The sequence below is a fragment of the Paraburkholderia sp. FW306-2-2C-D06C genome (assembly GCF_058781505.1).
This window is the reverse complement of record NZ_JBYSWU010000003.1, coordinates 85,361-99,820: the sequence shown is the minus strand read 5'-3', so window position 1 is coordinate 99,820 and position 14,460 is coordinate 85,361. Positions and strand designations below refer to the sequence as shown.

Below are 14,460 nucleotides of genomic sequence, written 5' to 3'. Positions count from 1 at the left end.
CCGGGGCGCGCTTTTCCCTAGAATAGCGGCTCCCCAGCCCGTCCCTGCGCGCCTAGCCGCCCTCCATGTCCACGCCGCCGACCCTGCCCGCTTTCGCCTCGCCCGTCCCTTCGGCTCCCTCGGCCCGCTCGCTCACGGTGATGCTGTGGCTCGTCGCCACCGGCTTCTTCATGCAGACGCTCGATTCGACCATCGTCAACACCGCGCTGCCCGCGATGGCAGCGAGCCTCGGCGAATTGCCGCTGCGCATGCAATCGGTGGTGATCGCCTATTCGCTGACGATGGCGGTGATGATCCCGGTGTCCGGCTGGCTCGCCGACAAGTTCGGCACACGGCGCGTGTTCTTCAGCGCGATCCTCGTGTTCTCGGTCGGCTCGCTGCTGTGCGCGAACGCGCATACCTTGAATCAGCTGGTGATCTTTCGCGTGGTGCAGGGCGTGGGCGGCGCGATGCTGCTGCCGGTCGGGCGGCTCGCCGTGCTGCGCACCTTTCCGGCGGAACGCTATCTGCCGGCTTTGTCATTTGTCGCGATTCCGGGGCTGATCGGGCCGCTGATCGGACCGACGCTCGGCGGCTGGCTCGTGAAGATCGCGTCATGGCACTGGATCTTTCTGATCAACGTGCCGGTGGGCATCGTCGGCTGCATTGCGACGTTCATCTTCATGCCGGATAGCCGCAACGAACAAACGGGCAGGTTCGATCTGAAAGGCTATCTGCTGCTGATCGTCGGCATGGTGGCAATTTCGGTCGCGCTCGACGGCCATACCGAGTTCGGCATTCAGCATGCGGCCGTGCTGGTACTGCTGATCCTGAGCCTCGCGTGTTTTGTCGCCTATGGTCTGCACGCGGTGCGCGAGCCCGCGCCGATTTTCTCGCTCGATCTATTCAAGATTCATACCTTCAGCGTCGGCCTGCTGGGCAATCTGTTCGCGCGGATCGGCAGCGGCGCGATGCCCTATCTGATCCCTCTGCTATTGCAGGTGAGTCTCGGCTATAGCGCGTTCGAAGCCGGCATGATGATGCTGCCGGTGGCGGCGGCAGGCATGGCGTCCAAGCGCCTCGTCACGAAGCTGATCATCAGGTACAGCTATCGACGCGTACTGATCGTCAACACGGTGCTGGTGGGCTTGACCATGGCGAGCTTCGCGCTCACGAGCGCCGGTCAGCCGCTATGGCTGCGGGTCGTGCAACTCGCCTTCTTCGGCGGCGTCAACTCGATGCAGTTCACGGCGATGAACACGCTGACACTGAAAGACCTCGGCACCGGCGGCGCGAGCAGCGGCAACAGCCTGTTCTCGCTGGTTCAGATGCTCTCGATGAGCCTCGGCGTGACGGTGGCCGGCGCCTTGCTCGCGACCTTCACCGGCCTGATGCCGCGCGTGACGGCCGCCAACTCGCTGCCCGCGTTTCATGCGACCTTCCTGTGTGTCGGCATCATCACGGCAGGCTCGTCGTGGATCTTCGCGCAGTTGGCGCCGGACATCCGCACGCTCGCGAAAAAGACCGATCCATCGGAGCGGACCTGACCCGCGCGCCGCTTTTCAGCGGCCAATCGGTAGCGAGAGCCGCGCTCGACGCGGCCGCGCCGCCGACCCGCAACAGGGCGCGAACCGCACCAGCGAAGTGCGCATCATCGCCTCCACGCACGGGTTAGAGCACAATCGTCAGAACAGAGCGCGCATTACGCGCTTTCTGAACGCGCACAATTCTTGCTCGCCTATCCGGTAAACTCACGTTTCGCGCCGTGCCAGACATGCAGCGCGCCGCCACCTCCAGACGACTGACATGATGAGCATGATCGAACTCGATCCTCCCGGCTTCCAGCCGCCGCGCCCGATGGCCGGCGACGAAGGCTCCCGGCGCACCGTGCTATACGGCAGCTACACCGTTTTCAGCGTGTTCCAGCCGGTTTTCTCGGTGTCGCACCGGCGCGCGATCGGTTATCACGCTTCGCTGCGCGCACACGACGAACATGCGCTGCAGGTGCCGTCGCACGAAGTTTTCACGCAAGCCGCGCGGCGCGGCGACCTGCTCGAACTCGGGCGGCTCGCCGAATCGCTGCATCTGGGCAACTTCAACGCGTTCGACAGCCACGATGAATGGCTTTTCCTGAGCCTGCACCCGGCGGCGCTGATGGACACCAGTTACGGCGATGCATTGCTCGCCGGCCTCAAGGCGCTGGGCTTGCCGCCGCAGCGTGTGGTGCTGGAAGTGTCCGAACAGGCCGGCGGCGAAACCACCCGTTTCGCCGAAATCATCGACGCCCTGCGCAAATCCGGCTTCCTGATCGCGCTCGACGGTTTTGGCGCGAAGCATTCGAACATCGATCGCGTGTGGAATCTGCGTCCCGACATCGTCACGCTGGACCGCTGCATTCTCGCGCAAGCCAGCGAGCATTCGCATATCGAGCGCGTGTTGCCGGGACTCGTTTCGCTATTGCACGAATCCGGGCAGCTGGTGCTGATGGGCGGCCTGACTACCGAGCGCGACGCGCTGATCGCGCTCGAATGCAACGTCGACTTCGTGCAGGGCGCGTACTTCGCCGGCCCGAGCGTCGAGCCGGTCAAGCCGCAAGTCGCGGCCGGCCTGATGGACGCGCTTTCCGCAGCGCTGCGTGAGCGGGTCGCCGGCCGCCAGCGCGCGCAGTCCGCGCGGCTCGCTCCGTACGTGACGGCGTTGGAAACCGCGAGCGCGCAACTGATGGCCGGCGAATCGGTCGCCCAGGCAACCACGCCGCTGCTCACGCTCGGCGAGACGGCGCGCTGCTTCGTGCTCGACGGTTCAGGCCGCCAGATCGGCGACAACGTGCTGCCGTCTGGCCGCGCCTCGCAACGCGCAAAGCGCTTCCGGCCGCTGCTGCATTCGGAAGGCGCGAGCTGGGAGCGCCGGCCGTACTTCATTCAGGCGATGCGCGTGCCCGGCCAGGTGCATCTCACCCCACCCTATCTGTCGATCAACGAAGCGCATTTGTGCGTGACCGCTTCGATCGCCGCGCATACTCCGCACGGCACCCAGGTGCTATGCGTCGACATCAACTGGGAAGTCGCGGCGCACCGTAATTGAGGTCTGCCGGATGCGTGCGAGCAGGTGCGTGACCGCCGCGCGGCCTAGCACGCGATTGACCGACTGCAACCGCGCCGCACAGGTCACGGCGCGCAACGCGACGATCCTGGCTGCGCCGTCCGTGGAAACGTCGATCACCCCGACCACCTCGCCTTCGACGAGCAGCGCGATACCCATTGCCCCGTCGATCGACACCACCTCGGCATGGCTCGCCTGCTGCGCGAGCGACGCCACCTTGTCCATCCAGCCCAACGCCGCCGGTTCCGGCGCACCCAGAGACGCACACTCCGGCGCATCGCTGACGACTTCCGGCGCGTCGCTAAAGAGGCGCAGCAAGCCGGCCCGATCCTGCGCCTCCAGCGCCGTACGCAAGCGTTCCACGATCCGCGCGTGCGCGGCGGGATCCGGCCGTTCCAGCGGCGCGCCCGCGCGCTGCAAACGCGCCTTGGCCCGATGGACGATCTGCCTGCAATGGACCGGCGTGCGCTCGAGGATTTTCGCGATCTCCGCGTAGTCGCACTCGAACGCTTCGTGGAGCACGAACGCCGCCCGCTCGTCGGGCTTCAGACGTTCGAGCAGCAGCATCACGCCGTACGACATCTCCGACGCGCGCAAAGCCAGTTCTTCAGCCGACGGCGCGACCTCGTCGAGCCACGGCTCCGGCAGCCAGCTGGCGGCCTGCGACGCGCGTTCGCGCTGCAGATGCCGCAGCCGGTCGATGGCCACGCGCGTGGCGACCGTGGTGAGCCAGGCGGCCGGCGTGAGCACCTCTTGCGTGTCGGCGACATACCATTTGAGCCAGACGTCCCGCACCACGTCTTCCGCTTCGGCGCGGCTGCCCAGCATCCGGTACGCCAGCGCGAGCAGGCGAGCGCGCACGGCCTCGAAGCCGGATGCCTTGTCGATTCCTTGTTCCGTCATCCGTAGACCTCCCAGATCGTGCGTATTGAAAAGCGCGCGCCGCCTGCGCCGCCTGCGCCGTTGTCCCGCCGTTGTCCGGGCGCGCCGCTGCCGGCATCCTTTTCAGCTTGACGGCCAGGCACCCGCCGATGTGACAGCCAGGCGCAAAAATAAATCTGTCACGCCGCCGTGCGCGCCTTCGTCATAGGGACAACAACCGGCGCAGCAGAGGCACGGTGTCCCGATCGACCACCCACTCCCGCGAACTACCGCGCCACATGAACGAGGCCCGCATGCATTCCAGCTATCCATCCGTCACCGGCCTCGGCCTCGTGCCCACCGTGATCGAACAATCCGGCCGCGGCGAGCGCGCGTACGACATCTATTCCCGCCTGTTGCGCGAGCGCATCGTGTTCCTGGTCGGTCCGGTGAACGAACAATCGGCCAGTCTGATCGTCGCGCAGCTGCTGTTTCTTGAATCCGAGAATCCCGACAAGGATATTTCTTTTTACATCAATTCGCCGGGCGGCTCGGTGTACGACGGCCTCGCGATCTACGACACGATGCAGTTCATCAAGCCGGAAGTGTCGACGCTGTGCACGGGCTTTGCCGCGAGCATGGGCACCTTCCTGCTGACCGCCGGCCAACGCGGCAAGCGGTATGCGCTGCCGAACGCGCGCATCATGATTCACCAGCCGTCGGGCGGCAGCCAGGGCACAGCCGCGGACGTCGAGATTCAAGCGAAGGAGGTGCTCTATCTGCGCGGACGGCTGAACGCGATGATGGCCGAGCGCACAGGGCGCACGCTCGAGGAGATCGGGCGCGACACCGATCGCGACAACTTCATGTCGGCACACGGCGCGAAGGACTATGGCCTGATCGACGAAGTGCTCGAGACGCGCGCAGCGCTAAGCGGTGCGTCCCATTACCACGACAGGTAGCGAGGCAAAACGCCGTCCTCCGCGCTCATCAAGCGCCCGCACGGCTCGCGCATTGTGCAAAAAAGCCCTCGAATTCCGCGGGCTTTTTGTTTCCCGCATCGGTGCGCGCCGAAACACAAAAGCTGATCACCTTCGCAGGAATCGCTATCATGGTCGCGATTCGTCGAGTTTGACGATCGCTTCAATGGAGATATACATGGCGTCATCCAGTGAAACCGTCAGCATGGCGCTATTCTGCGACTTCGAAAACGTTGCGCTCGGCGTGCGCGACGCGAAGTACGACAAGTTCGACATCAAGCTGGTGCTCGAGCGTCTGCTTCTCAAAGGCAGCATTGTCGTGAAGAAAGCGTATTGCGACTGGGACCGCTACAAGAGTTTCAAAGGCGCGATGCACGAGGCCAATTTCGAGTTGATCGAAATCCCGCACGTGCGCCAGTCGGGCAAGAATTCGGCCGATATCCGGCTGGTGGTCGACGCGCTCGACCTCTGTTACACCAAATCGCACGTCAATACCTTCGTTATCATCAGCGGCGACTCGGATTTTTCGCCGCTGGTGTCGAAGCTGCGTGAAAACGCCAAGCAGGTGATCGGCGTCGGCGTCCAGCAATCCACCTCCGACCTGCTGATCGCGAACTGCGACGAGTTTTTCTTTTACGACGACCTCGTGCGCGAAAGTCAGCGCGCGGTAGCCAAACGCGAGTCGTCGCGACCGCAGCAGAGCGCCCAGCCAACGGCCAAACGCGCGCCGGATGAAGAAAAGAGCCGCAGCAAGGAAGACCTCGAAAAACGCCGTACCAAAGCGATCGAGATCGCTGTGCAAACGTTCGACGCGCTGGCCTCCGAGCGTGGCGACAGCGGCAAGATCTGGGCGTCGGTGCTGAAGAATGCCATCAAGCGCCGCAAGCCGGATTTCAACGAGACGTACTACGGTTTTCGCGCGTTCGGCAATCTGCTCGAAGAAGCTCACGCGCGCGGGCTGCTCGAATTTGGCCGCGACGAAAAGTCGGGTGCCTATGTTTATCGGAGCACGGCCGCGAATGTGACAGGCGAACAGACTGAACAGGCTGAACAGGCTGAATCGGCGGAGCAGACGTATGAAACGCAGACAGCGGAAACGGTCGCCGCCGAGTCGGGCGGCAAACATGAGTCACGCCGCAGAGGACGTGGGAATCGCAAGGGAGCGCGTGGTCAGCAGGAAGCCGCTCGCGACGAGCGAGCATCTGTCGAACATGGCCGCGAAACCGAAGCGGGAGTGCAGGCCGATGCGGAAACCGAAGCGGACCTGCAAGCGCCCGCGCTCAGCGAATCCCCTTCTGAACAGCAGACGCACGCCTGGATAGAGCCGGAAACCTTCGCCGCGGAACCGGTCGCCGTGGCCGAAGAAGTAGGACGAGAAGAAGCGCACGGCAGTCCGGCCGAGCGCCGTAAGGAACGTGCACCGCGCAAGACAGCAGCGAAGAAAACGAAAAAGGCCGCCAAGCGAACGATCGATGAAGTACCGGAGATCGCGGCGCCTCCTGAAGCACCCGCGCAGCCGGCGCAAGAAGCAGCACCCGCTGCGGCAAAAAAGGCCGCACGCAAATCCGCGGCACGCAGCCGCCGTCCGCGTAGAACAGCAGCGACGAGCGACGCGGAATGAGCGTCTCGCGCGGGCCTCAGGTCCTCGCATAAGAGGCTCGCAACAAACGCGGCACATCACGCGCTGCAAACAAAAAGCCCCTGTCCGCAACGGACAGGGGCTTTTTTCACATCACGTCGTCGTGAGCGTCGCCGCCTGGTGCGGCGCGACGTTCACCGGCAATTTCACGCGAAATTCTTCTCGGCGAATGCCCAGTTCACGATGTTCCAGTACGCTTCGACGAACTTCGGGCGCGCATTGCGATAGTCGATGTAGTACGCGTGTTCCCACACGTCGATCGTCAGCAGTGCCTTGGCGTCCGTGGTCAGCGGCGTAGCAGCGTTGCTCGTCGACACCAGGTCGAGCGAACCGTCAGCCTTCTTCACCAGCCATGCCCAGCCCGAGCCGAACGTGCCGACTGCGGTCTTGGCGAATTCTTCCTTGAACTTGTCGAAGGAACCCCACTTGGCGTTGATCGCGTCAGCAAGTGCGCCGCTCGGAGCACCGCCACCTTGCGGCGACAGGCTGTTCCAGAAGAACGTGTGATTCCACACTTGCGCTGCATTGTTGAAAAGGCCGCCCGATGCCTTCTTGACGATCTCTTCGAGCGACAGGTTCTCGAACTCGGTGCCCTTGATCAGATTGTTCAGGTTAGTCACATAGGTCTGGTGATGCTTGCCGTAGTGAAACTCGAGCGTCTCCTCCGACATGTGCGGAGCAAGAGCGTTTTTCGCGAACGGCAGCGGCGGGAGCGTATGTTCCATGGTGCTTTCCTTCTGTCTGTATCTGTTGTGGGGAGTCTGCGGATAACGCTGTAGAGCACTGGATTGTAGGCGACTTGGAATAACCCCGCAAACCAACGGACTTTATGTCCGGCATCGGCGAACATGCTGCACGGATAGCGTAATGAGTGCTCGCGCCTGCGGTTTGCGAGGTCAAAAATACGGTGTCGGCGAAGTGTCAGAAACCGTCGGTAAGGCGCGGTTGCACATCGGCCAGAGCGATGTCCGCCGAGCCCTCGGCGAGATGCACCGTCAGGCGCCGCCCGGGTTTCAACGACGACGGCGCACGCACCGCACGGCCGCTTTGCGCATCGAGCAAAGCGGCATAGCCGCGTTCCAGCGTGCGCTGCGGACTGAGCACTTCGAGCCGCGCGGCGAGCGTCGCGATACGAGCGGTCTGACGTTCATGCTGGCGTAACAATGCAGCGTCGAGACGCTGCGTGAGGCCCTTCAGTGTCGCCTGATGCGCGGCGAGATCGGGACGCCAGCGCTGCCAGCGCATCTGCAGCAGCGAAAACCGCGCTCGTGCGTCGCGCACCGGACGCGCACCCGCCGACGCCAGCCGCAAGCTCAGTTGCTGCAAGTGCGTGCGCTGCCGCGCGAGCCGCTCGGCCGGCGATACGAGCCGGCGCGCGAGCCAGTCGAGTTGTTGGGCGCGCCGCTCCATCATTCGGCCGAAGCCGCGTGCGAGCGTCGCATGCCGATGGTCGAGTTCGCGCAGCAACAACACCCGCTGCGGACTGACGAGTTCGGCGGCGCCGGTCGGCGTCGGCGCGCGCACGTCGGCGGCGAAATCGGCGATCGTGAAATCGGTTTCGTGACCGACACCGCTCACCACCGGCAACGCGCTTTCCGCAATCGCGCGCGCAAGCACTTCTTCGTTGAAGGCCCACAGGTCTTCGATCGAACCGCCGCCTCGGCACACGATCAGCACGTCGACTTCGCGCCGCGCGTTCGCCGTTTCGACCATCGCGGCCAGTTTCGCGCTGACGCCCGCGCCCTGCACCGGCGCCGGATAAACGATCACCGGAATATGCGGCGCGCGACGGCTCAAGGTGGTCAACACATCGCGCAACGCGGCCGCCTGCAACGACGTCACGATACCGATCGCGCGCGGATGAGCCGGCAACGCGCGTTTGCGTTCAGCGGCAAACAGGCCCTCCGCTTCGAGCTGCGCTTTCAGCCTGAGGAATGCTTCGTAGAGACGCCCCTGCCCCGTGCGGCGCACCGCTTCGACATTCAGTTGCAGCTCGCCACGCGGCTCGTACATCGTCACCAGCGCGCGCACTTCGATGCGGTCGCCTTCGCGCGGCGTGAATTCGGCGTATTGCGCACGACCGCGGAACATCACGCAGCGCATCTGCGCCTGCGCGTCCTTGATCGAGAAATACCAATGGCCGCTTGCGGCGCGCGTGAAGTTCGACACTTCGCCGGCGACCCAGACGAGCGGAAACGAGCGTTCGAGCATCGTGCTGATCGCGCGATTGAGCGCGGATACGGGAACGACGACCTCGCCGCCGGGCACGGCCGACGACGAAAAAGGGCTTTCGGGATTCATGCGAGGAATGTGTTTGACTGGCCGGACAGACGATAGACCGAGCGGCCAGCGACGTCCAGCACATCGTATTGATTGTTAAAAGTGTCCACATCGCCGGAGCCGTCAGGCGAATTCCGCCAAATTGGCCGCCAGGCCTTGAAAACCCGAAGCATGTCTTTGATTTATATGGGGTTTATATCTCACTAACGAGAATGATTGCCGATCCGGAGCGCTCGGAATGGCCCTCTCAGCCCATCGGGAGGCAGGTTCTCCACAAAGTTATCCACAGATTGAGCGCCTCGCCAAAGTGTCAATTCGCGGTGCGCCGTCCGGCGCGCGACTTGCCGCGCACGACGCACGCGCGCTAGAGTGGCGGGTTCGACGGCGTGCTGAATGCCCCGCGGCGCACGCCGTTACGGCACACTGCAGACGGCGTCAGACGCTGGGCAGTGAATGCCGCCGCCTCGATTTCAACTGCCTTTTCGATGACTTCGCGATGACTTCGCGATGATTTCGATTGCCCGGAGAACCGCGTTGATGCTTGCCCCGTGTATCGCGCCTAGCGCTTCTACGCCGACGTCCTGGCCCCTTCCGGCGCGTCATGCGCCGCACATCCCGGCGGCTTGCCGATGAGCGATCTGAACAACCGTCTCGAAGCTCGCCTCGCACGCGAATGGCAGCAGCGCGGCCCGCTCGCGTGGGCGCTGACGCCCTTCGCCTGCATATTCGGCGCGGTTGCCGCCGCGCGCCGCGCCGCCTTCTCGCTCGGCTGGCTGAAATCGGTGCGCGTCGGTGTGCCGGTGGTGGTGGTCGGCAACGTGACCGTCGGCGGCACGGGCAAGACGCCGACGGTGATCGCGCTGGTCGAAGCGTTGCGCGCGGCCGGTTTTACGCCCGGCGTGGTGTCGCGCGGCTACGGCGCGCGCGTCAAGGCGCCGACGCCGGTCACGCCCGCGGCGGCGGCGAGCGTCGGCGGCGATGAACCGCTGCTGATCGCACGCCGCACCGGTGCGCCGGTGTGGGTCTGCCCGGACCGCGTCGCGGCCGCCCAGGCGTTGTGCGCCGCGCATCGCGAGGTCGACGTGATTGTCAGCGACGACGGCTTGCAGCATTACCGCCTCGCACGCGATGTCGAACTGGTGGTCTTCGATCACCGCCTCGGCGGCAACGGTTTCCTGCTGCCGGCCGGCCCGCTGCGCGAGCCGCTGTCGCGCCGCCGCGACGCAACGCTGATCAACGATCCGTATGCGCGCGCGCTGCCGGCGTGGCCGAACACCTTCGCACTGCAACTCGCGCCCGCCGACGCCTGGCATCTCGACAATCCCGCGCTGCGCCGGCCGCTCGCGCATTTCAGCGGCGAGCGCGTGCTGGCGGCTGCCGGCATCGGCGCGCCGGAGCGTTTTTTCGCGACGCTGCGCGCCGCCGGCCTCACGCCCGCTACCCGCGCGTTGCCCGATCACTATGCGTTCGAGCGCAATCCTTTTACAGACGTGGACGCCGATGCCATCCTGATAACGGAAAAGGATGCGGTAAAATTAGGGTCCTGGCACGATGCGCGCATCTGGGTTGTCCCGGTCGAAGCCGCGCTCGATCATCGCCTCATCGCATTAGTTGTGGAGAAAGTCCGTGGACGCTCGCCTGCTTGAAATTCTCGTCTGCCCGATCTGCAAGGGCCCGCTCAGCTACGACCGTCCGGCGCAGGAACTGATCTGCAATGCCGACAAGCTCGCCTACCCGATCCGCGACGGCATTCCCGTCATGCTCGTGGACGAAGCCCGGCAAACCGTGGAAGGCACGCCCGTCGACCTGAATCCGGGCTCCGTCGCCTGAGTTTGTGCTGGCGGGGTTGCGGCATTTGCCGAAAACCCCGCGTTCCCGATCTGCTTTTGCGATCCGCATTTGCGTTCAATTTCGTCGGCGCTCGCCTGCAATCGCGGGCGCTTTCTTCCGGTTTCATCGCCGCTCGTCTTTCCGATGACCCACGCTAACGCCACCACTCCCCCGTTCATCGCCGTCGTGCCGGCCCGGCTCGCCTCGACGCGTCTGCCCAACAAGCCGCTCGCCGACATCGGCGGTAAGCCAATGGTGGTGCGGGTCGCCGAGCGCGCGCGCGAATCGGGCGCGCAACAGGTGCTGGTCGCCTCCGACGCGCAAGCCGTGCTCGATGTGGCCCGCGAGCACGGCTTCGAAGCCGTTCTGACGCGCGCCGATCATCCGTCGGGCACCGACCGTCTCGCGGAAGTGGCGGCGCAGTTCGGCTGGAGCGACGACACGATCGTGGTGAACGTGCAAGGCGACGAACCGCTGATCGACCCGGCGCTGGTGTGCGGCGTGGCGTCGCACCTCGCGGCCAGCAGCGGCTGCGCGATCGCCACCGCGGCGCACCCGATTGCCGACCCCGCCGAAATCTTCAATCCGAACGTCGTCAAGGTCGTGCTCGATGAGCGCGGCATCGCCCTGTATTTCTCGCGCGCGCCAATTCCCTGGGCACGCGACGCGTATCAGCCGCACTGGCCCAATGTGGCCGCAATGCCCGCGCCGCCTGCGTCCGCGGTGGTTCATCGGCATATCGGCCTGTACGCATATCGCGCCCAATTCCTGCGCACTTACCCGAGTCTTGCGATCTCGCCGATCGAGCAGGCCGAAGCGCTCGAACAACTGCGCGCGATGTGGCACGGCGAGCGCATCGCGGTGCTCGTCACCCGGGACGTACCGCTGCCCGGCGTCGACACGCCCGCCGACCTGGCGCGCGTGCAAGCTTTATTCGGGGCTTGAGCGGAAAAACCCATGGCATAATCGGGCGGTTCTGCGCGCCTCCCGCTAAAAGCGAGAGTCAGGGTTTGCACCCGGTCGCGCCGTCGTCGTCTTGCAGCGCCGTCGTTTTCGACGCGCAGCGCGAGGCGCGCCGCGGCAGCCGATGCGGGTCCCTCGACGAATCGTGGGATGGCTACAGCGCCGCCAAAGAATTCACATAGATCTGGAGATATCACATGCGTTTGATCCTTTTGGGTGCTCCCGGAGCGGGCAAGGGCACTCAGGCAAACTTCATCAAGGAAAAGTTCGGCATTCCGCAAATTTCCACCGGCGACATGCTGCGCGCGGCCGTCAAGGCAGGCACGCCGCTCGGCATCGAGGCGAAGCGCTTCATGGATGCCGGCGAACTGGTTACGGACGAGCTGATCATCAACCTGGTGAAAGAGCGTCTGCAGCAACCGGACTGCGCGAACGGTTATCTGTTCGACGGCTTTCCGCGCACGATCCCGCAAGCCGAAGCGATGAAGCAAGCCGGCGTCGCGATCGACTACGTGCTGGAAATCGATGTGCCGTTCGACGAGATCATCGTGCGTATGAGCGGCCGCCGCTCGCACGCCGCGTCGGGCCGGACGTACCACGTCAAGTTCAATCCGCCGAAGGTCGAAGGCGTGGACGATGTGACGGGCGAGCCGCTGATCCAGCGCGACGACGACAAGGAAGAAACGGTCAAGAAGCGTCTGGACGTGTATGTTGCGCAGACCAAGCCGCTGATCGAATACTACAACAACTGGGCGAAGAACAGCGACCCGTCGTCGCCGCTGAAGGCGCCGCAGTATCGGCGCATTTCGGGCCTCGGCACGGTCGATGAGATTCGTGAACGCGCGTTCGAAGCGCTGAAGTAAATCCGCATTGGCGTCAGCTGTTAAAAAACCCGCCCGTACCGGCGGGTTTTTTATTGCCGGCCGCCGCGTGCGTTGCGCTCGCCGCTATACGCCACGCCCAGCATTATTTAGCCATCCATAGCGGTTCCTTCGCGCGCCGTCACACTGGGCCGATGCGCCCGCCGCCCGCTCCGCTTTCCGCGCTGCAACATAGCCGCTACAATCGTTCATCGAAAAAATATTCGATCTCGACATTACTGAACCGAAGCAAAGGAGAAGACATGGAGATTCGTGACAACGTATTCCTGATCACCGGCGGTGCGTCCGGCCTCGGCGCCGCTACCGCGCGCCTGTTCGTCGAGCACGGCGGCAAGGTGGTGCTCGCCGACCTGAACCAGGAGGCAGGTGAAGCGCTCGCGAAAGAACTCGGTGGCGTGTTCGTCAAATGCGACGTGAGCCGCGAAGAAGACGCAACGCAAGCGGTCGAAGCTGCCACGAAGCTCGGCACGCTGCGTGGCCTCGTCAATTGCGCGGGCGTCGCGCCGGCCATCAAGACGGTCGGCAAGGACGGACCGCATCCGCTCGACTCGTTTGTGCGCACCATCTCGATCAACCTGATCGGCACCTTCAATATGATCCGGCTCGCTGCTGCGGCGATGTCGAAGAACGAACCCAACGCGAACGGCGAGCGCGGCGTGATCGTCAACACGGCGTCGGTGGCCGCGTATGACGGCCAGATCGGCCAGGCGGCCTATGCGGCGTCGAAAAGCGGCGTGGTCGGCATGACGCTGCCGATCGCGCGCGACCTGTCGCGCAACGCGATCCGCGTGATGACGATTGCCCCGGGCATCTTCGAAACGCCGATGCTGCTCGGCATGCCTCAGGAAGTGCAGGACGCGCTCGGCGCGATGGTGCCGTTCCCGCCGCGTCTGGGCAAACCGGCGGAATACGCGATGCTGGCCAAGCAGATCTTCGACAATCCGATGCTCAACGGCGAAGTGATTCGTCTGGACGGCGCGATCCGCATGCAGCCGAAGTAAGCCCGCATTCACACGGTGGGTCAGTGCTGCCGCGCCAATGAAAAACGCCTGCGCATGATGTCATGCGCAGGCGTTCTGTTTTGATCGAGACCGTTTCTAGTCGCGGTCGTTGTGCTGGGTGCGTTGCCGCAACTCGTGCAGCTGCGACTCCACCACCGTCGCGTCCTCGGCATCCGGTCGATCGCCGAGATAGCGTTCGAGATCCTCGAGTGCCGGGCGCAGATAATCGAGCCGCGCGTAAGCAAAGCCACGGTCGCGCACTTCTTCGATACTTTCCGGCAACAGGATCACGAGGCGCTGCTGCACCGCCAGCAACCGCTGCCAGCGTTCCGTCTGAAGATAAGTGGACTTCAGATTGCGCAGCATACGGGCGATGATCTCGCGCCGCGTCGCCGGTTGCAGCAGCATGCGCAGCGTCCGGCTCACCGACTCGCCCGCCGACGCCACATACGGCTCCAGCATCTCCACCATCTCCGATTCGGACAGCGAATGCCCGCTGGTCGGATCGAGCATCACGTCGCCATCGGGCGTCGTCACGCGCAGCAGAAAATGACCCGGGAACGACACGCCGCGCACCGGAATGCCGATCTGCTCGGCCATCTCCAGATACAGCACCGCCAGCGAAATCGGAATGCCGCGGCGGCGCTTGAGCACCGCGTTCAGATGGCTGTTATCGGGATCGTAATAATCGTTGAGGTTGCTGGCGAAACCCAGTTCGCGGAAGAAAAACCGGTTCAGGATGCCGACTTTCTGCTTGATGTCGGCGTCGTCCGGCATGCGGCGCTGAAGACGCACCACCAGCTCGTCGATCTCGGCGAGCGTGCCTTGCAGATCGAGATCGGGATAAGCGTCCTGCGCGAGCGAGAGCGCCGCCTCGGTCAGCGGCAGGCTGTCGTCTTCGGCGACGAGTGTGCTGAAATAGTCGAGAACCCGCGTCATCGTGA

At 64.3% G+C, this 14,460-nt stretch carries 13 protein-coding genes; 9 read left to right on the top strand and 4 right to left on the bottom strand.

What is annotated here, in order from left to right; genetic code table 11:
• The first annotated feature begins 65 nt into the window (after positions 1 to 65).
• Both mdtD and AC3WLT_RS03280 read left to right on the top strand, forming a co-directional pair.
• On the top strand, positions 66 to 1,526 hold the full coding sequence (gene mdtD, locus AC3WLT_RS03285; RefSeq protein WP_492590499.1) for a multidrug transporter subunit MdtD: 1,461 nt from the start codon (positions 66 to 68) through the stop codon (positions 1,524 to 1,526).
• Between the two features lie 262 nt (positions 1,527 to 1,788).
• Positions 1,789 to 3,063 carry an EAL domain-containing protein gene (locus AC3WLT_RS03280; protein WP_492590636.1) on the top strand — a complete coding sequence of 425 codons (1,275 nt, stop codon included), beginning with the start codon at positions 1,789 to 1,791 and terminating at the stop codon, positions 3,061 to 3,063.
• On the opposite strand, the gene AC3WLT_RS03275 is transcribed toward AC3WLT_RS03280, so the two are convergent.
• Complete coding sequence (locus AC3WLT_RS03275) at positions 3,019 to 3,984, bottom strand: sigma-70 family RNA polymerase sigma factor (RefSeq protein ID WP_492590498.1); 966 nt, start codon at positions 3,982 to 3,984, stop codon at positions 3,019 to 3,021. The genes AC3WLT_RS03280 and AC3WLT_RS03275 overlap by 45 nt on opposite strands.
• A gap of 272 nt (positions 3,985 to 4,256) precedes the next feature.
• Here AC3WLT_RS03275 and clpP point away from each other — a divergent pair, with 272 nt between their 5' ends.
• A complete protein-coding gene (clpP, locus tag AC3WLT_RS03270) occupies positions 4,257 to 4,904 on the top strand; it encodes an ATP-dependent Clp endopeptidase proteolytic subunit ClpP (RefSeq protein ID WP_492590497.1) in 648 nt (215 codons plus the stop codon).
• A 196-nt stretch (positions 4,905 to 5,100) separates the two neighbouring features.
• Entirely contained in the window at positions 5,101 to 6,543 is a 1,443-nt protein-coding gene (locus tag AC3WLT_RS03265) for an NYN domain-containing protein (protein WP_492590496.1), read from the top strand.
• Between the two features lie 164 nt (positions 6,544 to 6,707).
• Here the strand turns inward: AC3WLT_RS03265 and sodB are convergent, their stop codons facing one another.
• Together sodB and xseA are read right to left on the bottom strand one after the other, a co-directional pair.
• Positions 6,708 to 7,286 (bottom strand): superoxide dismutase [Fe], encoded by a 579-nt coding sequence (gene sodB / locus AC3WLT_RS03260; protein ID WP_492579061.1) that lies wholly within the window; start codon positions 7,284 to 7,286, stop codon positions 6,708 to 6,710.
• A 196-nt stretch (positions 7,287 to 7,482) separates the two neighbouring features.
• Positions 7,483 to 8,862, bottom strand: coding sequence for an exodeoxyribonuclease VII large subunit (xseA, locus tag AC3WLT_RS03255; RefSeq protein WP_492590495.1), 1,380 nt, complete (start codon positions 8,860 to 8,862; stop codon positions 7,483 to 7,485).
• A 608-nt stretch (positions 8,863 to 9,470) separates the two neighbouring features.
• Between xseA and lpxK the strand changes: the two genes are divergently transcribed.
• From lpxK to AC3WLT_RS03230, 5 genes are all read left to right on the top strand, one after another.
• A complete protein-coding gene (gene lpxK, locus AC3WLT_RS03250; protein WP_492590494.1) occupies positions 9,471 to 10,487 on the top strand; it encodes a tetraacyldisaccharide 4'-kinase in 1,017 nt (338 codons plus the stop codon).
• Complete coding sequence (locus AC3WLT_RS03245; RefSeq protein ID WP_492590493.1) at positions 10,468 to 10,671, top strand: Trm112 family protein; 204 nt, start codon at positions 10,468 to 10,470, stop codon at positions 10,669 to 10,671. Before lpxK ends, AC3WLT_RS03245 begins: the two co-directional genes overlap by 20 nt.
• Before the next feature lie 144 nt (positions 10,672 to 10,815).
• Entirely contained in the window at positions 10,816 to 11,616 is an 801-nt protein-coding gene (gene kdsB / locus AC3WLT_RS03240; protein WP_492590492.1) for a 3-deoxy-manno-octulosonate cytidylyltransferase, read from the top strand.
• A 215-nt stretch (positions 11,617 to 11,831) separates the two neighbouring features.
• On the top strand, positions 11,832 to 12,497 hold the full coding sequence (gene adk, locus AC3WLT_RS03235; RefSeq protein ID WP_492590491.1) for an adenylate kinase: 666 nt from the start codon (positions 11,832 to 11,834) through the stop codon (positions 12,495 to 12,497).
• Positions 12,498 to 12,757: 260 nt separating this feature from the next.
• Positions 12,758 to 13,516: a 3-hydroxyacyl-CoA dehydrogenase gene (locus AC3WLT_RS03230; protein WP_492590490.1), complete on the top strand. Its 759-nt coding sequence runs from the start codon at positions 12,758 to 12,760 to the stop codon at positions 13,514 to 13,516.
• A gap of 96 nt (positions 13,517 to 13,612) precedes the next feature.
• Here AC3WLT_RS03230 and AC3WLT_RS03225 read toward each other — a convergent pair whose 3' ends face one another.
• Entirely contained in the window at positions 13,613 to 14,455 is an 843-nt protein-coding gene (locus AC3WLT_RS03225; protein ID WP_492590635.1) for a SirB1 family protein, read from the bottom strand.
• Positions 14,456 to 14,460: the final 5 nt, after the last annotated feature.

What these genes read in the sequence shown, in the direction of transcription:
- AC3WLT_RS03225 (WP_492590635.1), bottom strand. Translation starts at nt 14,455, where the DNA reads ATGACGCGGGTTCTCGACTATTTCAGCACACTCGTCGCCGAAGACGAC.
- kdsB (WP_492590492.1), top strand. Translation starts at nt 10,816, where the DNA reads ATGACCCACGCTAACGCCACCACTCCCCCGTTCATCGCCGTCGTGCCG.
- sodB (WP_492579061.1), bottom strand. Translation starts at nt 7,286, where the DNA reads ATGGAACATACGCTCCCGCCGCTGCCGTTCGCGAAAAACGCTCTTGCT.
- clpP (WP_492590497.1), top strand. Translation starts at nt 4,257, where the DNA reads ATGCATTCCAGCTATCCATCCGTCACCGGCCTCGGCCTCGTGCCCACC.
- AC3WLT_RS03275 (WP_492590498.1), bottom strand. Translation starts at nt 3,984, where the DNA reads ATGACGGAACAAGGAATCGACAAGGCATCCGGCTTCGAGGCCGTGCGC.
- AC3WLT_RS03280 (WP_492590636.1), top strand. Translation starts at nt 1,789, where the DNA reads ATGAGCATGATCGAACTCGATCCTCCCGGCTTCCAGCCGCCGCGCCCG.
- AC3WLT_RS03230 (WP_492590490.1), top strand. Translation starts at nt 12,758, where the DNA reads ATGGAGATTCGTGACAACGTATTCCTGATCACCGGCGGTGCGTCCGGC.
- adk (WP_492590491.1), top strand. Translation starts at nt 11,832, where the DNA reads ATGCGTTTGATCCTTTTGGGTGCTCCCGGAGCGGGCAAGGGCACTCAG.
- AC3WLT_RS03265 (WP_492590496.1), top strand. Translation starts at nt 5,101, where the DNA reads ATGGCGTCATCCAGTGAAACCGTCAGCATGGCGCTATTCTGCGACTTC.
- lpxK (WP_492590494.1), top strand. Translation starts at nt 9,471, where the DNA reads ATGAGCGATCTGAACAACCGTCTCGAAGCTCGCCTCGCACGCGAATGG.
- mdtD (WP_492590499.1), top strand. Translation starts at nt 66, where the DNA reads ATGTCCACGCCGCCGACCCTGCCCGCTTTCGCCTCGCCCGTCCCTTCG.
- xseA (WP_492590495.1), bottom strand. Translation starts at nt 8,862, where the DNA reads ATGAATCCCGAAAGCCCTTTTTCGTCGTCGGCCGTGCCCGGCGGCGAG.